Source organism: Pseudomonas sp. DL, assembly GCF_047199225.1.
In the GTDB taxonomy this organism is placed as follows: Bacteria; Pseudomonadota; Gammaproteobacteria; order Pseudomonadales; family Pseudomonadaceae; genus Pseudomonas; species Pseudomonas aeruginosa.
Genome location: NZ_CP178323.1, coordinates 5,143,634 through 5,160,036, shown reverse-complemented (window position 1 = coordinate 5,160,036; position 16,403 = coordinate 5,143,634). Strand labels below are relative to the sequence as shown.

The following is a 16,403-nucleotide window of genomic DNA, read 5'->3' as shown; positions in this document are numbered from 1 at the left end:
GAGATGGCTGGCCGGCAGCCTGGCGGTGCAGCGATGAAGGCGTTGCTCCATGGCATCGCCGAAGGTAACGGGCGGACGCTGCGCAACCTGCTGGGCCTGCTGATCTTCATCGGCGGCGGCTACCTGCTCGGCCGCCACGCCCTGTTGCTGGCCGAGCTCAACCTGCCGGCGCCCATCGTGCTGGCGTTGAAAGGCGGCCTGCTCTGCGCCTTCGGTACCGCTCTCGGGGCGATGCCGGTGCTGGTGGTGAAGACCATGCCGGCGCGCCTGTCGGATGGGCTGCTGGGCTTCGGTGCCGGCGTGATGCTCTCGGCGACGGCCTTCTCGCTGATCATGCCGGCGCTATCCGCGGCCGGCGACCTCGGCTACTCGAAGTTCGGCGCGGGGTTCCTGGTCAGTTTCGGCCTGGCGGTCGGCGTGATGGGGCTGTTCATCCTCGGCCGGCTGATGCCGGACGTCCATCCCGGTTGCGAGGGCGCGCCACTGTCCGGTGGCATTCCCCCGCGCATCCTGCTGTTCGTCACGGCCATCGTCCTGCACAACATCCCCGAAGGCATGGCGGTTGGCGTGTCGGCCGGTGCCGGCCTGGACGAGGCCAACGGCCTCGCCCTGGGCATCGCTCTGCAGGATGTGCCGGAAGGGCTGGTGGTGGCGCTGGTGCTGGCCGGAGTCGGTATGTCGCGTTTCAAGGCGATGCTGGTCGGTGCCGCGTCGGGCCTGGTCGAGCCGCTGTTCGCGGTGCTCTGCGCCTGGCTGGTCGGCCTCTCCGCGCTGCTCCTGCCCTGGGGGCTGGCCGCCGCGGGGGGAGCGATGCTCTTCGTGGTCACCCACGAGATCATTCCCGAGTCCCACCGCCAGGGACATGCCGCCGAGGCTACGCTGGGCCTGGTGTTCGGCTTCTGCCTGATGATGGTGCTGGATACCGCGCTGGGCTAGGGGACTCATCCGACCCGCGCTGAATTGACGCCGGCCGTAATCGCCGGAAAGGAAAAGCCGCCAGTTGGCGGCTTTTTCGCTGTCGCTGGGAAGAGCCTACTCGCCCTCGTCGAACCTGTTGTTGATCAGTTCGACCAGCGCGTTCAACGCCTCGTCTTCCTGTTCGCCTTCGGTATGCAGGTGCAGGTTGGTGCCCTTGCCGGCAGCCAGCATCATCACGGCCATGATGCTCTTGCCGTCGACGCAGCTTTCAGGATTGCGGCCGACCCGGACCTGGCAAGGGTAGCGCCCCGCGACGCCGACGAACTTGGCGGCCGCGCGGGCGTGCAGACCGAGCTTGTTGATGATGGTGATCTCGAGGGCGGGCATCTTGGGGAGTCTGTCCTTCTTGTTATGGGCTAGCTGCTGAGATCGCGGTGGCGAATCTGCACGTTCTTCAGGGAATCCCTGAGTGCAGCGCCAATCCGCTCGGCGAGGTAGACCGAACGATGGTGCCCGCCGGTACAGCCTATCGCAACTGTTACATATGAGCGGTTACTGGCGGCGAAGCGCGGCAACCATTTGTTCAGGTAGCCGACGATGTCCTGGTACATTTCCTCGACGTCCGGCTGGGCGGCCAGATACTCGCGGACTTCCGGCTCCAGCCCCGAATGATCGCGCAACTCGGGCTTCCAGTAGGGGTTCGGCAGGCAGCGCACATCGAACACCAGGTCGGCGTCGACTGGCATGCCGCGCTTGAAGCCAAAGGATTCGACGAGGAACGCGGTGCCGGGTTCCGGCTTGTTCAACAGGCGCAGTTTGATGGTGTCGCGCAACTGATAGAGGTTGAGGCTGGTGGTGTCCAGCTTCAGGTCGGCGAGGTCGGCGATCGGTCCGAGCAATTGGCTCTCGTCGCCAATCGCCTCCGCCAGCGAACGGGTGTCGGTGGTCAGCGGGTGGCGCCGGCGGGTTTCCGAGAATCGTTTGAGCAGCGTCTCGTCGTCGGCGTCGAGATACAGCACATCGCAGTTGATGTGGTTGTCCCGCACTTCCTGCAACAGTTCGGGGAAGCGCTGCAACTGGCTGGGCAGGTTGCGGGCGTCGATCGACACCGCCACCTGTGGCTGCAGTAGCTCCGTGTGCAACAGGGCGCGCTGCGCCAGGTCGGGAAGCAGGCTGGCGGGAAGGTTGTCGATGCAATAGAAGCCGTTGTCTTCGAGGACGTTCAGGGCGGTGCTCTTGCCCGAGCCCGAGCGGCCACTGACGATGATCAGGCGCATGTCATTGCCCGTTCTGTACGTCTACCACGATCTGATAAAGCGCTTCGGCGGTGGGAGCGCTGCGCAGGCGGTCGCGTACGTCGGCACGGTCGAGCATGGCGGCGATCTGCCGGAGCAGTTCGAGATGTTCTTCGGTCGCGGCCTCCGGTACCAGCAGGACGAAGAGCAGGTCGACCGGCGCGCCGTCCAGCGCGTCGAAGTCCACGGGAGCATCCAGGTGCAGCACGGCGCTGATGGGGCTCTGGCAGCCAGACAGGCGGCAGTGCGGAATGGCGATGCCATTGCCGAAGCCGGTGGAACCGAGTTTTTCCCGGGCCACCAGGTTTTCGAAGATGGTCTGGGCGTCGAACTCCGGCAGCTCCCTGGCTACCAGGTTGGCGATTTGTTCGAGTACGCGTTTCTTGCTGCCGCCCGGCACGTTCACGAGGGAACGGCCGGGGGTCAGGATTTGCTCAAGTCGGATCATAGGGGAGGGGAGATCAGCGGGCGCCTACGCCTTGCTGCCGTTCGAGATACTTCTCTTTGTGTTTGATCAGTTGACGGTCGAGTTTGTCGATCAGCAGGTCGATGGCCGCGTACATGTCCTCATGTTCCGCATTGGCTACGATCTCGCCACCGGCGATGCGCAGGGTGGCTTCGATCTTCTGCTTCAGTTTCTCGACCTCCATGATCACCTGAACATTGGTGATCTTGTCGAAATGGCGCTCCAGACGGCTCAGTTTCTCGCCGACATAGTCGCGCAGGGCGTCGGTCACATCCAGTTGATGGCCACTGATGTTGACTTGCATACCGCGTTCTCCTTGTTGCCCGTGTGTAAGTGGCAGGTTAGCAACCTGCCTCCGGAACACCTTGGCGTGGATCAACGTCACACCAGTCGCTTGCGCTCGCTCGAAGGGGCTATGCCCAGGGATTCGCGGTATTTGGCGACGGTGCGGCGAGCCACTTGAATGCCCTGTGCCTCCAGTAAACCAGCGATCTTGCTGTCGCTCAATGGCTTTTTCGCATTTTCCGCGGCCACCAGTTTCTTGATGATCGCGCGGATCGCGGTGGACGAGCATTCCCCGCCTTCGGCGGTACTGACGTGACTTGAAAAGAAATATTTCAGCTCGAAAATGCCGCGCGGCGTATGCATGTATTTCTGCGTGGTGACCCGCGAAATGGTCGATTCGTGCATGCCCACCGCTTCGGCGATGTCGTGCAGGACCAGCGGCTTCATGGCTTCTTCGCCGTAGTCGAGGAAACCGCGCTGGTGCTCGACGATCTGGGTGGCGACCTTCATCAGCGTTTCGTTGCGGCTCTGCAGGCTCTTGATGAACCAGCGGGCTTCCTGCAACTGGTTGCGCATGAAGGTATTGTCGGCGCTGCTGTCGGCGCGGCGGACCATGCCGGCGTAGGTGGCGTTGACGCGCAGGCGTGGCATCGCCTCCTGGTTCAGCTCGACCAGCCAGCGCTCGTTGTCCTTGCGCACGATGACGTCGGGGACGATGTATTCGGCTTCGCTCGATTCGATCTGCGAACCGGGCCGGGGATGCAGGCACTGGATCAGCTCGATGACCTGGCGCAGTTCGTCTTCCTTGAGCTTCATGCGCCGCATCAATTGGCTGTAGTCGCGGCCGCCGAGCAGGTCGAGGTAGTCGGATACCAGGCGCAGCGCTTCGTTCAGCCAGGGCGTGGTGGACGGCAACTGGCGCAGTTGCAGCAGCAGGCACTCGCGCAGGTTGCGAGCGCCGATGCCGGCGGGTTCCAGTTGCTGGATGCGGCGCAGCACGACTTCCACTTCGTCGAGCTCGACGTCCAGTTCCGGATCGATGGCGGCGAGGATTTCTTCGAGGGACTCTTCGAGGTAGCCATCGTTGTTGATGCTATCGATGATGGTCACCGCGATCATCCGATCGGTGTCCGACATCGGTGCCAGGTTGACCTGCCAGAGCAGGTGGCTGTGCAGGCTCTCGCCGCTGCTGGTGCGCGCGGTGAAGTCCCATTCGTCATCGTCGTTGCTGGGCAGGCTGCTGGCGCTGGTCTGGTAGATGTCTTCCCAGGCGGTATCCACCGGCAACTCGCTGGGTATGCGTTCGCTCCACTGGTCGTCGTCGAGGCTTTCGACGCTGGGCGTGGCGCTTTCCTGGAGAGGGCTCTCCTGGGGCGCGCTGGCCGCCTGTTCGGCGCCATCGGCGAGAGGGTCGCTGTTGTCGAAATCGTCGCCGTCTTCCTGGCGTTCGAGCATGGGATTGGATTCCAGCGCTTCCTGGATTTCCTGCTGGAGGTCCAGGGTGGATAGCTGGAGGAGGCGTATGGCCTGTTGCAGCTGCGGCGTCATCGTCAGCTGCTGGCCCATCTTGAGGACTAGCGATGGTTTCATGGCTGAGGGCTTAGTACCTTATTCGCTGGTACCGGATGGCACCATCCACTACTACGGGTGCCGAGGTGGCGGCACCGCCAGGAAGCAAATTATATGCCTGAATTTTCGTACTTTGCCTAGGGTTGCTCTGAATAAATCATCCGCTCCAGGCGGCACTCGTGGTTGCGAAACCGCGGGCGAGCGGAACCGCTCCGGCGAGGCCGGAGGGCGCGCTAGGAGATTTCTTCAGAGGCGGAACTCGTGCCCCAGGTAGACTTCCTTGACCAGGTCGTTGGCGAGGATGCTCTCGGCATCCCCTTCCGCGATCAACTGCCCATCATTGACGATATACGCCGTTTCACAGATGTCCAGGGTCTCGCGGACGTTGTGGTCGGTGATGAGGATGCCGATACCCTTCGCCTTGAGGTGATGGATGATCTGCTTGATGTCGCCGACCGAGATCGGGTCCACGCCGGCGAAGGGCTCGTCGAGGAGGATGAATTTCGGCGCGCTGGCCAGGGCGCGGGCGATTTCCACCCGGCGTCGTTCGCCGCCGGACAGGCTCATGCCGAGGTTGTCGCGGATGTGGTGGATGTGGAATTCCTGCAGCAGGCCTTCCAGGGCTTCCTTGCGACCGTTGCGATCGAGGTCGCTGCGGGTCTCGAGGATCGCCATGATGTTGTCGGATACCGACAGCTTGCGGAAGATCGAGGCTTCCTGCGGCAGGTAGCCGATGCCGGCCCGGGCGCGCCCGTGCATCGGCAGGTGGGTGACGTTCTGCTCGTCGATGCGGACCACGCCCTGGTCGGCCTGGACCAGGCCGACGATCATGTAGAAGCAGGTGGTCTTGCCGGCACCGTTCGGACCGAGCAGGCCGACGATCTGCCCGCTATCGATGGACATGCTGACGTCGCGGACGACTTGCCGGCCTTTATAGCTTTTGGCCAGGTGCTGGGCTTTGAGCGTTGCCATTACTGGGCCTTTTTCTTCGGCTGGATGACCATGTCGATGCGCGGGCGCGGGCTGGTCACCTGGGAGCCGGTGGCACGACCCGCGTTGACGATCTGGCGCTGGGTGTCGTAGACGATCTTCTCGCCTTCGAAGGTGTTGCCTTCCTGGATCACCTTGGCCTGGTCGATCAGCACGACCCGGTTCTGCGTGACGAAGTACTGGATGGTCAGGCCATAGGCCTTGGTCACGTCCTTGTCCGGAGCGGGTTTCTGCTCGTAGTAGGCAGGCTTGCCGACCGAGGTCACGACCTCGATGTCGCCGTTCTTGTCCTGCTTCAGGGTCACGGTGTTGCCGGTCAGCTTGGTGCTGCCCTGGGTCACCACGACGTCGCCGCGGTAGACCGCGACGCCCTGCTTGTCGTCCAGTTCGGCGCTGTCGGCCTGGACGCGGATCGGTTGTTCGCGGTCCGAAGGCAGGGCCAAGGCCATGGAGCTGCCGAGGGCGGCAGTCAGACCGAAAATAAGGGGGAGGGTATTAACGAACCTCATGCTGACCTCTTACGTTGGACAGCAGGTGCATCCGGCTGTCTTTCAGATACGCTTTCATTCCAACAGCCGTCGTCACTCCATTGGCCGCGTCGATTTTAACGGCTTGCTCGGTCTGTGCATAATTCTTGTCGGGGAATACGGTCAGCCGAGTGGTGGTCAGGATGCTTGGTTGGCCCTTGGCATCGGTACGTGCGACGCGCACGTCGTCGATGAGTTCGACCTCCTTGCCTTTCGGTCCGACTTCGGCGCGGGCGCTCTGGATGTGCCAGGGTTGCACGTTGCCACGGAAGAGCAGCAGGTCGGGGGTGGTGACGAAAGTGATGTCCGTGGCTTTCTGGTGCTCCAGCTTCACCGCGGTCATCTCGTAGTCGAGGCTGCCGTCCTCCTGGTACTGGAGGCTATGGGCATTCTCGGCATAGTAGTCGATGGTGTTGTCCTGGCCGGGGCGGGTCGGCTGTTCGTTGAACAGCTCGAGCCCGACGTTCCAGTAGTAGCCCGCGACGATCAGCAACAGGGCGATCAGGGCGAGCAGCAGTTTCTGGCGTAGTGTCTTCGGCATGGTCGGCTCTACAGATAGGCGCCCTGGGCGGCTTCGAGCGTACCCTGGGCGCGCATGATCAGTTCGCAGAACTCGCGGGCGGCGCCTTCGCCGCCGCGGGCCGCGGTGACGCCATGGGCATGCTGGCGCACGAACGGGTCGGCACTGGCTACCGCCATGCCCAGGCCGACGCGGCGGATCACCGGCAGATCGGGCAGGTCGTCGCCAAGGTAGGCGACTTGCTCATAGCCTAGTCCGAGTTCGCCGAGAAGTTCGTCGAGGACGGCGAGCTTGTCTTCCCGGCCCTGATAGAGGTGCTGGATGCCCAGGTTGCGCGCGCGCCGTTCGACCACCGGAGTGTCGCGGCCGGTGATGATGGCGGTGCGCACGCCGGAGGCGATGAGCATCTTGATGCCATGTCCGTCCAGGGTGTTGAAGGTCTTGAACTCGCTGCCGTCGACGAGGAAATACAGCTTGCCGTCGGTCAGCACGCCGTCGACGTCGAAGATCGCCAGGCGTATCCGGCGGGCCCGGACCGGGAGTTCCGCGGCCGAATGGGTATCGCTCATTACATCACTCCTGCGCGCAACAGGTCGTGCATGTTCAGGGCGCCGACCGGACGGTCGTCCGCGTCGACCACCACCAGTGCGCCGATCTTGTTGTCTTCCATGATCTTCAGGGCTTCCGCGGCGAGGATCTCGGCGCGGACGGTCTTGCCGTGGACGGTCATCACCTGGTCGATGGTGACCTGGCGGACGTCGATGCCCCGATCCAGGGCGCGACGCAGGTCGCCATCGGTGAAAATGCCGGCAAGCTTGCCATGTTCGTCGAGCACTACGGTCATGCCCAGGCCCTTGCGGGTCATTTCCATCAGCGCGCCGGTCAGCGAGGTGCCGAGCAGCACCTGCGGCAGCCCTTCGCCGACGTGCATGACGTCTTCCACCTTCAGCAGCAGTCGGCGGCCCAGCGCACCGCCCGGGTGCGAGAAGGCGAAGTCTTCCGCGGTAAAGCCGCGGGCTTCGAGCAGGGCGATCGCCAGGGCGTCGCCGAGGACCAGGGTTACGGTGGTGGAGGAGGTCGGGGCCAGGTTCAGTGGGCAGGCTTCCTGGCCGACACTGGCGTCCAGGTTCACTTCCGCAGCCTTGGCCAGGGGCGACTCGGGGTTACCGGTCATGCTGATCAGGGTGATGCCCAGGCGCTTGATCAGAGGCAACAGGGTGACGATTTCGGCAGTCGAGCCGGAGTTGGACAGGGCGAGGACCACGTCGTCCTTGGTGATCATGCCCATGTCGCCATGGCTGGCCTCGGCCGGATGCACGAAGAAGGAGGGGGTGCCGGTGCTGGCCAGGGTAGCGGCGATCTTCTTGCCGACGTGGCCGGACTTGCCCATGCCGACGACGACGACCCGGCCCTTGCCGGCCAGCAGCAGTTCGCAGGCCTTGACGAAATCGTCGCCAATCCGCGCCAGCAGGCTGTCTACCGCGTCGCGCTCGAGGCCGATGGTGCGCTGGGCGGAATGGATGAAATCGAGGTTCTGGCTCATGTTCAACGAATGTGGCGCCTGGATTAAAGGCGGGATTATAACGGGAAAGCGTGCCCCGCTTACACCAGCCATGCTGCGAAGTCGGTCCGCATCCCCCGCGGCGCAATGTTGTATGGACTGCAATGCTCTGTTACGCCGCCGTTATCTGCACTCCGCGCTATGACTGCATAAATGTCGATATATTCGACGTCGACGCGATTTTTTTCTGTCCGTAGTGAACCTGAAGTGTGCGATATGTCCTAAAGGGCTGAGAGAACGCTCCGAACAAGCTGAATCCAAGCTGAACGGCACGGTGCCAGGCCTTGGGCCAGAACCCGCCGCAGTGCTATAGTCCGCGCCCATTCGACCCCTCCGGGATGCGTGCCTTTGCAACGGGGCAAGGCGTCCAGCATGGACGGGGCGCATCGCAAGGAGTCCTGATGAGCACCGATAGTGCCTACGCGGTCGAGTTGAAGGGCCTGACCTTCAAGCGCGGATCGCGGGCGATTTTCGACAACATCGATGTGCGTATCCCGCGCGGAAAGGTGACCGGCATCATGGGCCCGTCCGGTTGCGGCAAGACCACGTTGCTGCGGCTGATCGCCTCCCAGTTGCGTCCTTCGAAGGGGGAGGTCTGGGTCAACGGGCAGAACCTGCCGCAGCTTTCGCGCGGCGACCTGTTCGACATGCGCAAGCAGTTCGGCGTGCTGTTCCAGAGCGGGGCGCTGTTCACCGATCTCGACGTCTTCGAGAACGTCGCATTTCCGCTGCGCGTGCATACCCAGCTGCCGGAAGAGATGATCCGCGACATCGTCCTGATGAAGCTTCAGGCCGTCGGCCTGCGCGGCGCCGTGGAACTGATGCCGGACGAGCTTTCCGGCGGCATGAAGCGCCGCGTCGCCCTGGCCCGGGCGATCGCCCTGGACCCGCAGATCCTGCTCTACGACGAGCCGTTCGTGGGGCAGGATCCGATCGCCATGGGCGTCCTGGTGCGCCTGATCCGCCTGCTCAACGATGCCCTCGGCATCACCAGCATCGTGGTTTCCCATGACCTGGCCGAGACCGCCAGTATCGCCGACTACATCTATATCGTCGGCGACGGCCGGGTACTTGGCCACGGGACGCCGGACGTCCTCAAGGAAACCGACGATCCTCGTATCCGCCAGTTCGTCAAGGGAATCCCGGATGGTCCCGTTCCGTTCCATTATCCGGCCCGCGACTACCGGGCCGACCTGCTGGGAGAGCGCTGATGCGTAGAGTCTCTCCCCTCGAACGTATCCGCCTGTTCGGCCGCGCCGGCCTGGACGTGGTCGCCGCGCTCGGCCGCTCGACCCTGTTCCTCGGCCACGCCCTGCTCGGCCGGCGCACGCCAGGCACCGGTTTGCACCTGCTGGTGAAGCAACTCTACTCGGTAGGCGTGCTGTCGCTGGCGATCATCGTCGTCTCGGGCCTGTTCATTGGCATGGTGCTGGCCCTGCAGGGCTACAACATCCTGATTTCCTATGGTTCCGAGCAGGCGGTCGGGCAGATGGTGGCCCTGACCCTGCTGCGCGAACTGGGGCCGGTGGTGACCGGCCTGCTGTTCGCCGGCCGTGCCGGCTCTGCGCTTACCGCGGAAATCGGCAACATGAAGGCCACCGAACAGCTTTCCAGCCTGGAAATGATCGGTGTCGACCCGCTCAAGTACATCGTCGCGCCGCGCCTGTGGGCCGGTTTCATCTCCATGCCGCTGCTCGCCGCGATCTTCAGCGTGGTCGGCATCTGGGGTGGGGCGATGGTCGCGGTCGACTGGCTGGGCGTATACGAGGGGTCGTTCTGGGCGAACATGCAGAACAGCGTGCAGTTCACCGAGGATGTGCTCAACGGCGTGATCAAAAGTATCGTATTCGCCTTCGTGGTGACCTGGATCGCGGTCTACCAAGGCTACGACTGCGAGCCGACCTCGGAAGGAATCAGCCGGGCGACGACCCGGACCGTGGTCTATGCCTCCCTGGCGGTGCTGGGGCTCGACTTCATTCTGACTGCTTTGATGTTTGGAGATTTCTGAATGCAAACCCGCACCCTGGAAATCGGTGTCGGCCTGTTCCTCCTGGCCGGCCTGCTGGCCCTGTTGCTGCTGGCCCTGCGGGTCAGCGGCCTGAGCGTGGGCAACGCCGGCGATACCTACAAGGTCTACGCCTACTTCGACAACATCGCCGGTGTTACCGTGCGCGGCAAGGTCACCCTGGCCGGCGTGACGATCGGCAAGGTGACGGCGGTCGACCTGGATCGCGACAGCTACACTGGTCGCGTGACCATGGAGATCAACCAGAACGTGAACAACCTGCCGGTCGATTCCACGGCGTCGATCCTGACCGCCGGCCTGCTGGGCGAGAAATATATCGGCATCAGCGTCGGCGGCGACGAGGACGTTCTGAAGGACGGCAGCACCATCCACGACACCCAGTCGGCGCTGGTGCTGGAAGACCTGATCGGCAAGTTCCTGCTGAACTCGGTTAACAAAGACGAAGCCAAAAAGTGAGGTTTTCTTCCATGCTGACTCTTCTGCGTCGCGGCCTGCTGGTGTTCCTGGCGGCTTTCCCGCTGCTTTCCATGGCGGCGCCGACCCCGCAACAGGTGGTGCAGGGCACGGTCGACGAACTGCTTTCCGACATCAAGGCCAACAAGGCCGCCTACAAGGCCGATCCGCAAAAGCTCTACGCCACTCTCGACCGTATCCTTGGGCCGGTGGTCGATGCCGAAGGCATCGCCAAGAGCGTGATGACCGTCAAGTACTCGCGCCAGGCCTCACCCGAGCAAATCAAGCGCTTCGAGGAAGTGTTCAAGAACAGCCTGATGCAGTTCTACGGCAACGCGCTGCTCGAATACGACAACCAGGACATCCGCGTGCTGCCTAGTTCGGCCAAGCCGAGCGACGATCGCGCCAGCGTCAACATGGAGATCCGTGACAGCAAGGGCACGGTCTATCCGGTCTCCTACACCATGACCAACCTGGCCGGTGGCTGGAAGGTCCGCAACGTGATCATCAACGGCATCAACATCGGCAAGCTGTTCCGCGACCAGTTCGCCGACACCATGCAGAAGAACCGCAACGACCTCGAGAAGACCATCGCCGGCTGGGGCGAGGTGGTCGCCAAGGCCAAGGAAACCGCGAAAGCGGAAGAGGCCGGGGCGAAATGAGCCAGGCCAGCCTGCGCGAAGGCGCGGCCGGCGAACTGCAGCTCGCCGGCGTGCTCGACTACAGCAGCGGGCCGGCGTTGCGCGAGCAGGGCGGTCGGCTGATCCGCGCCAGCCAGGCGGCGGAACTGGTCGTCGACTGCTCGGCGGTGGAGCGCTCCAGCAGCGTGGGCATTTCCCTGTTGCTGGCCTTCATGCGCGACGCACGCAAGGCCGGCAAGGTCCTGAGCGTCAGGGCGTTGCCGGACGACATGCGGGAGATTGCCAAGGTCAGCAGCCTTCTGGAGATCCTGCCTTTGCAGGAATGACCGGCCGGCGGAACGAGCGGCCCTCCGTCTGCGCGTCCCTTCCTGGGGTTCGCAGGCGGAGGGCTTTTTTGTATGATGGCCGACCGTGCGCGTAGGGCGCCCGATTGAGGTTGAGCATGCAGGCCGAAGACGTTAAGAGCCTTCTCCAGGAAAAACTCCCCGGCACCCAGGTGGAAGTCGAGGGCGAAGGGTGCAATTTCCAACTGAATCTGATCAGCGACGAACTGGCCGGCCAGAGCCCGGTCAAGCGTCAGCAGCAGGTCTACGCCCATTTGAACGCCTGGATCGCCGATGGCAGCATCCATGCCGTCACCATGAAATTCTTCAGCCGCGCCGCCTGGGCCGAGCGTTCCTGAGCCCACGGGGGATCATTGCAATGGATAAACTGATTATTACCGGCGGTAACCGCCTCGATGGCGAAATCCGCATTTCCGGCGCGAAGAACTCGGCGCTGCCGATCCTGGCCGCGACCCTGCTGGCCGATACTCCGGTCACCGTCTGCAACCTGCCGCACCTGCACGACATTACCACCATGATCGAACTGTTCGGCCGCATGGGCGTGCAGCCGATCATCGACGAGAAGCTCAACGTCGAAGTCGATGCCAGCAGCATCAAAACCCTGGTCGCGCCGTATGAACTGGTGAAGACCATGCGTGCCTCGATCCTGGTGCTGGGCCCGATGCTGGCGCGCTTCGGCGAGGCCGAAGTGGCCCTGCCGGGCGGTTGCGCGATCGGTTCGCGTCCGGTCGACCTGCATATCCGCGGTCTCGAGGCCATGGGTGCGCAGATCGAGGTCGAAGGCGGCTACATCAAGGCCAAGGCGCCCGCCGGCGGCCTGCGTGGCGGTCACTTCTTCTTCGATACCGTCAGCGTGACCGGCACCGAGAACCTGATGATGGCCGCCGCGCTGGCCAACGGCCGCACCGTGCTGCAGAACGCCGCTCGCGAGCCGGAGGTGGTCGACCTGGCCAACTGCCTGAACGCCATGGGCGCCAACGTCCAGGGCGCTGGCTCCGATACCATCGTCATCGAAGGCGTGAAGCGCCTCGGCGGTGCTCGCTACGACGTACTGCCCGACCGTATCGAGACCGGCACCTACCTGGTGGCCGCGGCCGCGACCGGCGGCCGGGTGAAGCTGAAGGATACCGACCCGACCATCCTCGAGGCGGTCCTGCAGAAGCTGGAAGAGGCCGGTGCCCACATCAGCACCGGCAGCAACTGGATCGAGCTGGACATGAAGGGCAACCGGCCGAAGGCGGTCAACGTGCGTACCGCGCCGTACCCGGCGTTCCCCACCGACATGCAGGCCCAGTTCATCTCCATGAACGCGGTTGCCGAAGGCACCGGCGCGGTCATCGAGACGGTCTTCGAGAACCGCTTCATGCATGTTTACGAAATGAACCGCATGGGCGCGCAAATCCTCGTCGAAGGCAACACCGCCATCGTCACCGGCGTACCCAAGCTCAAGGGCGCTCCGGTCATGGCGACCGACCTGCGCGCATCCGCGAGCCTGGTGATCGCCGGCCTGGTGGCCGAAGGCGACACCCTGATCGATCGCATCTACCACATCGACCGTGGCTACGAGTGCATCGAAGAGAAACTCCAGCTGCTCGGCGCCAAGATCCGCCGCGTACCGGGCTAGCGGAGGCTGTCGCGCAAATGCTGACCATCGCCTTGTCCAAGGGCCGGATTCTCGACGATACCCTGCCGCTGCTCGCAGCGGCGGGCATCGTACCGTCGGAGAACCCGGACAAGAGCCGCAAGCTGATCATCCCGACGTCCCTGTCCGATGTGCGCCTGCTCATCGTGCGCGCCACCGACGTGCCGACCTATGTCGAGCATGGCGCCGCCGATCTCGGTGTGGCCGGCAAGGACGTGCTGATGGAGTACGGCGGCCAGGGACTCTACGAACCGCTGGACCTGCGTATCGCCAACTGCAAGCTGATGACCGCCGGCGCCATTGGCGCGCCTGAACCCAAGGGACGCCTGCGGGTGGCCACCAAGTTCGTCAATGTCGCCAAGCGCTACTACGCCGAGCAGGGCCGCCAGGTCGACGTGATCAAGCTGTACGGCTCGATGGAGCTGGCGCCGCTGGTCGGTCTCGCCGACAAGATCATCGACGTCGTGGATACCGGCAATACCCTGCGCGCCAACGGCCTGGAGCCCCAGGAACTGATCGCCACGATCAGCTCGCGCCTGGTGGTCAACAAGGCCTCGATGAAGATGCAGCACGGTCGCATCCAGTCGCTGATCGATACCCTGCGCGACGCCGTCGAGGCGCGACACCGTCACTGATACCCGTGCGGCTCCGCGCCGCACCTGCCTATCCGTGTCATAGCCAAATTTTCTCGGGTGCCCGCACGGTGGGCTTGGTAGTCTAGCGGCGCCCGAGACAACGCCATCCATAAAAGAGGCTCGCTATGACCGCTCCCTTCGCTATCCGTCGACTCAATGCCGCTGATCCGGACTTCGGGCGTCATCTGGATCATCTGCTGAGCTGGGAAAGTGTCTCCGACGATTCGGTCAACCAGCGCGTCCTCGACATCATCGCCGCCGTACGCAGCCGTGGCGACGCCGCCGTGGTCGAGTTCACCCAGCGCTTCGACGGTCTCCAGGCCGCCTCGATGGCCGACCTGATCCTGCCGCGCGAGCGCCTGGAGCTGGCTCTCACCCGTATCACCGTAGCCCAGCGCGAAGCCCTGGAAGTCGCCGCCGAGCGCGTGCGCAGCTACCACGAGAAGCAGAAGCAGGGTTCCTGGCGCTACACCGAGGCCGACGGCACGGTGCTCGGCCAGCAGGTCACCCCGCTGGACCGCGCCGGGCTCTATGTGCCGGGCGGCAAGGCGTCCTACCCGTCCTCGGTGCTGATGAATGCGATCCCGGCCAAGGTCGCCGGGGTGTCCGAAGTGGTCATGGTCGTACCGACCCCGCGCGGCGAGATCAACGAGATCGTCCTCGCCGCCGCCTGCATCGCCGGCGTCGACCGTGTCTTCACCATCGGCGGGGCACAGGCCGTGGCCGCGTTGGCCTACGGCACCGAAAGCGTGCCGCGGGTGGACAAGATCGTCGGCCCCGGCAACATCTACGTGGCCACCGCCAAGCGTCACGTGTTCGGCCAGGTCGGCATCGACATGATCGCCGGTCCCTCGGAAATCCTCGTGGTCTGCGACGGCCAGACCGATCCCGACTGGATCGCCATGGACCTGTTCTCCCAGGCCGAACACGACGAAGACGCCCAGTCGATCCTGGTCAGTCCGGACGCGGCGTTCCTGGACCGCGTCGCGGACAGCATCGCTCGCCTGCTGCCGACCATGGAGCGCGCCGAGATCATCCGCACCTCCCTGGAGGGGCGCGGCGCGCTGATCCAGGTCGCCGACCAGGCCCAGGCCTGTGCGGTCGCCAACCGCATCGCCCCGGAACACCTGGAGCTGTCGGTGGCCGATCCGGAAAGCTGGCTGCCGGAGATCCGCCATGCCGGCGCGATCTTCATGGGCCGCTACACTGCCGAGGCCCTGGGCGACTATTGCGCCGGCCCGAACCACGTGCTGCCGACCTCCGGTACCGCGCGTTTCTCTTCGCCGCTGGGGGTATATGACTTCCAGAAGCGTTCGTCGATCATCAACTGCTCGGCCGAGGGCGCTTCGGTCCTCGGTCGTACCGCCTCGGTGCTGGCTCGCGGCGAGTCGTTGACCGCCCACGCGCGTAGTGCCGAATACCGCATCCTCGACGAGAAGGAGGCCTGAGCATGAGCAAATTCTGGAGTCCCTTCGTCAAGGACCTGGTGCCTTATGTGCCGGGCGAGCAGCCGAAGCTGTCGCGGCTGGTCAAGCTGAACACCAACGAGAATCCCTACGGTCCGTCGCCACAGGCGCTCGCCGCGATGCAGGCGGAACTCAACGACGACCTGCGCCTGTATCCCGATCCCAACGGCGAGCGGTTGAAGCAGGCGGTTGCCGCGCACTACGGCGTACAGGCCAACCAGGTGTTCGTCGGCAACGGCTCCGACGAGGTGCTCGCGCACATTTTCCATGGCCTCTTCCAACACGACCTGCCGCTGCTGTTTCCGGACGTGACCTACAGCTTCTATCCGGTCTATTGCGGCCTGTACGGGATCGCGCACGAGAAGATCGCGCTGGATGAAAGGTTCCGCATCCGCGTCGAAGACTACGCGCGGCCCAACGGCGGAATCATCTTCCCCAATCCGAACGCGCCGACCGGCTGCCTGCTGCCGCTGGACGCCATCGAAGCGATGCTGAAGGCGTCGCCGGATTCGGTGGTGGTAGTCGACGAGGCCTATGTCGACTTCGGCGGCGAGAGCGCCATCGCCCTGGTCGATCGCTACCCGAACCTGCTGGTCACCCAGACGCTGTCCAAGTCGCGCTCCCTGGCCGGCCTGCGGGTCGGCCTGGCGGTCGGCCATGCCGATCTGGTCGAGGCCCTGGAGCGGATCAAGAACAGCTTCAATTCCTACCCGCTGGATCGCCTGGCGATCGCCGGCGCGGCGGCGGCTTTCGAGGACGACGCTTATTTCCGTCGGACCTGCCAGGCAGTGATCGATAGCCGCGAGGCGTTGAGCGCCTCTTTGCAGGCGCTGGGCTTCGAGGTACTACCGTCGGCCGCCAACTTCGTCTTCGCCCGTCATCCGCGGCACGATGCCGGGCAGATTGCCTCGACCCTGCGCGAGCAGGGAGTGATCGTCCGCCATTTCAAGCAGGCGCGGATCGACCAGTTCCTGCGTATCACCATCGGCAGTCCGGAGCAGAACCAGGCGCTACTGGACGCCCTGCACTTCCTCAAGTGATACGAAAACGGCGCCCGAGGGCGCC

21 protein-coding genes are annotated in these 16,403 nt (G+C 64.1%); 11 read left to right on the top strand and 10 right to left on the bottom strand.

Annotated elements, in window-relative coordinates:
* Positions 1 to 3: 3 nt before the first annotated feature.
* Positions 4 to 936: a ZIP family metal transporter gene (locus ACI766_RS24145; RefSeq protein WP_079278398.1), complete on the top strand. Its 933-nt coding sequence runs from the start codon at positions 4 to 6 to the stop codon at positions 934 to 936.
* A 96-nt stretch (positions 937 to 1,032) separates the two neighbouring features.
* Here the strand turns inward: ACI766_RS24145 and ACI766_RS24140 are convergent, their stop codons facing one another.
* The 10 genes from ACI766_RS24140 to kdsD all read right to left on the bottom strand — a co-directional run bounded on the left by ACI766_RS24140 (position 1,033) and on the right by kdsD (position 8,119).
* Positions 1,033 to 1,305 carry an HPr family phosphocarrier protein gene (locus tag ACI766_RS24140; protein ID WP_003094362.1) on the bottom strand — a complete coding sequence of 91 codons (273 nt, stop codon included), beginning with the start codon at positions 1,303 to 1,305 and terminating at the stop codon, positions 1,033 to 1,035.
* A 29-nt stretch (positions 1,306 to 1,334) separates the two neighbouring features.
* Positions 1,335 to 2,195, bottom strand: coding sequence for an RNase adapter RapZ (gene rapZ / locus ACI766_RS24135; protein ID WP_003094361.1), 861 nt, complete (start codon positions 2,193 to 2,195; stop codon positions 1,335 to 1,337).
* A 1-nt stretch (position 2,196) separates the two neighbouring features.
* A complete protein-coding gene (ptsN, locus tag ACI766_RS24130) occupies positions 2,197 to 2,661 on the bottom strand; it encodes a PTS IIA-like nitrogen regulatory protein PtsN (protein ID WP_003098853.1) in 465 nt (154 codons plus the stop codon).
* Between the two features lie 13 nt (positions 2,662 to 2,674).
* The gene (hpf, locus tag ACI766_RS24125; protein WP_003094359.1) at positions 2,675 to 2,983 is read right to left on the bottom strand and encodes a ribosome hibernation-promoting factor, HPF/YfiA family; all 309 of its coding nucleotides are present in this window, start codon (positions 2,981 to 2,983) and stop codon (positions 2,675 to 2,677) included.
* 77 nt (positions 2,984 to 3,060) lie between these two features.
* Entirely contained in the window at positions 3,061 to 4,554 is a 1,494-nt protein-coding gene (locus ACI766_RS24120) for an RNA polymerase factor sigma-54 (protein ID WP_003094357.1), read from the bottom strand.
* Positions 4,555 to 4,779: 225 nt separating this feature from the next.
* Positions 4,780 to 5,505, bottom strand: coding sequence for an LPS export ABC transporter ATP-binding protein (gene lptB, locus ACI766_RS24115; RefSeq protein WP_003094355.1), 726 nt, complete (start codon positions 5,503 to 5,505; stop codon positions 4,780 to 4,782).
* Positions 5,505 to 6,032: a lipopolysaccharide transport periplasmic protein LptA gene (gene lptA, locus ACI766_RS24110; protein WP_003120916.1), complete on the bottom strand. Its 528-nt coding sequence runs from the start codon at positions 6,030 to 6,032 to the stop codon at positions 5,505 to 5,507. The genes lptB and lptA overlap by 1 nt, the downstream gene beginning before the upstream one ends.
* Positions 6,019 to 6,591: an LPS export ABC transporter periplasmic protein LptC gene (gene lptC / locus ACI766_RS24105; protein WP_003094353.1), complete on the bottom strand. Its 573-nt coding sequence runs from the start codon at positions 6,589 to 6,591 to the stop codon at positions 6,019 to 6,021. The genes lptA and lptC overlap by 14 nt, the downstream gene beginning before the upstream one ends.
* An 8-nt stretch (positions 6,592 to 6,599) precedes the next feature.
* Positions 6,600 to 7,139, bottom strand: coding sequence for a KdsC family phosphatase (locus ACI766_RS24100; RefSeq protein WP_003094350.1), 540 nt, complete (start codon positions 7,137 to 7,139; stop codon positions 6,600 to 6,602).
* Complete coding sequence (kdsD, locus tag ACI766_RS24095) at positions 7,139 to 8,119, bottom strand: arabinose-5-phosphate isomerase KdsD (protein WP_003134758.1); 981 nt, start codon at positions 8,117 to 8,119, stop codon at positions 7,139 to 7,141. Before kdsD ends, ACI766_RS24100 begins: the two co-directional genes overlap by 1 nt.
* Positions 8,120 to 8,532: 413 nt before the next feature.
* Here kdsD and ACI766_RS24090 point away from each other — a divergent pair, with 413 nt between their 5' ends.
* From ACI766_RS24090 to hisC, 10 genes are all read left to right on the top strand, one after another.
* The gene (locus ACI766_RS24090) at positions 8,533 to 9,342 is read left to right on the top strand and encodes an ABC transporter ATP-binding protein (RefSeq protein ID WP_003094343.1); all 810 of its coding nucleotides are present in this window, start codon (positions 8,533 to 8,535) and stop codon (positions 9,340 to 9,342) included.
* Positions 9,342 to 10,139, top strand: a complete 798-nt coding sequence (gene mlaE, locus ACI766_RS24085) for a lipid asymmetry maintenance ABC transporter permease subunit MlaE (RefSeq protein ID WP_003094341.1) — start codon at positions 9,342 to 9,344, stop codon at positions 10,137 to 10,139. Before ACI766_RS24090 ends, mlaE begins: the two co-directional genes overlap by 1 nt.
* Positions 10,140 to 10,613, top strand: a complete 474-nt coding sequence (gene mlaD, locus ACI766_RS24080) for an outer membrane lipid asymmetry maintenance protein MlaD (RefSeq protein ID WP_003094339.1) — start codon at positions 10,140 to 10,142, stop codon at positions 10,611 to 10,613.
* Positions 10,614 to 10,624: 11 nt separating this feature from the next.
* Positions 10,625 to 11,272, top strand: a complete 648-nt coding sequence (locus ACI766_RS24075; RefSeq protein ID WP_003094337.1) for a phospholipid-binding protein MlaC — start codon at positions 10,625 to 10,627, stop codon at positions 11,270 to 11,272.
* Positions 11,269 to 11,577, top strand: a complete 309-nt coding sequence (locus tag ACI766_RS24070) for a lipid asymmetry maintenance protein MlaB (RefSeq protein WP_003094335.1) — start codon at positions 11,269 to 11,271, stop codon at positions 11,575 to 11,577. The genes ACI766_RS24075 and ACI766_RS24070 overlap by 4 nt, the downstream gene beginning before the upstream one ends.
* A 116-nt stretch (positions 11,578 to 11,693) precedes the next feature.
* Positions 11,694 to 11,933, top strand: coding sequence for a BolA family protein (locus tag ACI766_RS24065; protein WP_003094334.1), 240 nt, complete (start codon positions 11,694 to 11,696; stop codon positions 11,931 to 11,933).
* A 20-nt stretch (positions 11,934 to 11,953) separates the two neighbouring features.
* Complete coding sequence (gene murA, locus ACI766_RS24060) at positions 11,954 to 13,219, top strand: UDP-N-acetylglucosamine 1-carboxyvinyltransferase (RefSeq protein ID WP_003094332.1); 1,266 nt, start codon at positions 11,954 to 11,956, stop codon at positions 13,217 to 13,219.
* 17 nt (positions 13,220 to 13,236) lie between these two features.
* Positions 13,237 to 13,872, top strand: coding sequence for an ATP phosphoribosyltransferase (gene hisG / locus ACI766_RS24055; protein ID WP_003098837.1), 636 nt, complete (start codon positions 13,237 to 13,239; stop codon positions 13,870 to 13,872).
* Positions 13,873 to 13,997: 125 nt separating this feature from the next.
* Entirely contained in the window at positions 13,998 to 15,320 is a 1,323-nt protein-coding gene (gene hisD, locus ACI766_RS24050; RefSeq protein WP_003094326.1) for a histidinol dehydrogenase, read from the top strand.
* 2 nt (positions 15,321 to 15,322) lie between these two features.
* Positions 15,323 to 16,378, top strand: coding sequence for a histidinol-phosphate transaminase (gene hisC / locus ACI766_RS24045; RefSeq protein ID WP_003098833.1), 1,056 nt, complete (start codon positions 15,323 to 15,325; stop codon positions 16,376 to 16,378).
* Positions 16,379 to 16,403: the final 25 nt, after the last annotated feature.

Excerpts from the sequence above, each read along its gene's own strand:
- ACI766_RS24070 (WP_003094335.1), top strand. The coding sequence starts at position 11,269 with ATGAGCCAGGCCAGCCTGCGCGAAGGCGCGGCCGGCGAACTGCAGCTC.
- ACI766_RS24065 (WP_003094334.1), top strand. The coding sequence starts at position 11,694 with ATGCAGGCCGAAGACGTTAAGAGCCTTCTCCAGGAAAAACTCCCCGGC.
- hisC (WP_003098833.1), top strand. The coding sequence starts at position 15,323 with ATGAGCAAATTCTGGAGTCCCTTCGTCAAGGACCTGGTGCCTTATGTG.
- lptA (WP_003120916.1), bottom strand. The coding sequence starts at position 6,032 with ATGAGGTTCGTTAATACCCTCCCCCTTATTTTCGGTCTGACTGCCGCC.
- lptC (WP_003094353.1), bottom strand. The coding sequence starts at position 6,591 with ATGCCGAAGACACTACGCCAGAAACTGCTGCTCGCCCTGATCGCCCTG.
- hisD (WP_003094326.1), top strand. The coding sequence starts at position 13,998 with ATGACCGCTCCCTTCGCTATCCGTCGACTCAATGCCGCTGATCCGGAC.
- mlaD (WP_003094339.1), top strand. The coding sequence starts at position 10,140 with ATGCAAACCCGCACCCTGGAAATCGGTGTCGGCCTGTTCCTCCTGGCC.
- hisG (WP_003098837.1), top strand. The coding sequence starts at position 13,237 with ATGCTGACCATCGCCTTGTCCAAGGGCCGGATTCTCGACGATACCCTG.
- ACI766_RS24145 (WP_079278398.1), top strand. The coding sequence starts at position 4 with ATGGCTGGCCGGCAGCCTGGCGGTGCAGCGATGAAGGCGTTGCTCCAT.
- rapZ (WP_003094361.1), bottom strand. The coding sequence starts at position 2,195 with ATGCGCCTGATCATCGTCAGTGGCCGCTCGGGCTCGGGCAAGAGCACC.
- ACI766_RS24100 (WP_003094350.1), bottom strand. The coding sequence starts at position 7,139 with ATGAGCGATACCCATTCGGCCGCGGAACTCCCGGTCCGGGCCCGCCGG.
- ACI766_RS24120 (WP_003094357.1), bottom strand. The coding sequence starts at position 4,554 with ATGAAACCATCGCTAGTCCTCAAGATGGGCCAGCAGCTGACGATGACG.
- mlaE (WP_003094341.1), top strand. The coding sequence starts at position 9,342 with ATGCGTAGAGTCTCTCCCCTCGAACGTATCCGCCTGTTCGGCCGCGCC.
- lptB (WP_003094355.1), bottom strand. The coding sequence starts at position 5,505 with ATGGCAACGCTCAAAGCCCAGCACCTGGCCAAAAGCTATAAAGGCCGG.
- ACI766_RS24090 (WP_003094343.1), top strand. The coding sequence starts at position 8,533 with ATGAGCACCGATAGTGCCTACGCGGTCGAGTTGAAGGGCCTGACCTTC.
- ptsN (WP_003098853.1), bottom strand. The coding sequence starts at position 2,661 with ATGATCCGACTTGAGCAAATCCTGACCCCCGGCCGTTCCCTCGTGAAC.
- murA (WP_003094332.1), top strand. The coding sequence starts at position 11,954 with ATGGATAAACTGATTATTACCGGCGGTAACCGCCTCGATGGCGAAATC.
- ACI766_RS24140 (WP_003094362.1), bottom strand. The coding sequence starts at position 1,305 with ATGCCCGCCCTCGAGATCACCATCATCAACAAGCTCGGTCTGCACGCC.
- hpf (WP_003094359.1), bottom strand. The coding sequence starts at position 2,983 with ATGCAAGTCAACATCAGTGGCCATCAACTGGATGTGACCGACGCCCTG.
- ACI766_RS24075 (WP_003094337.1), top strand. The coding sequence starts at position 10,625 with ATGCTGACTCTTCTGCGTCGCGGCCTGCTGGTGTTCCTGGCGGCTTTC.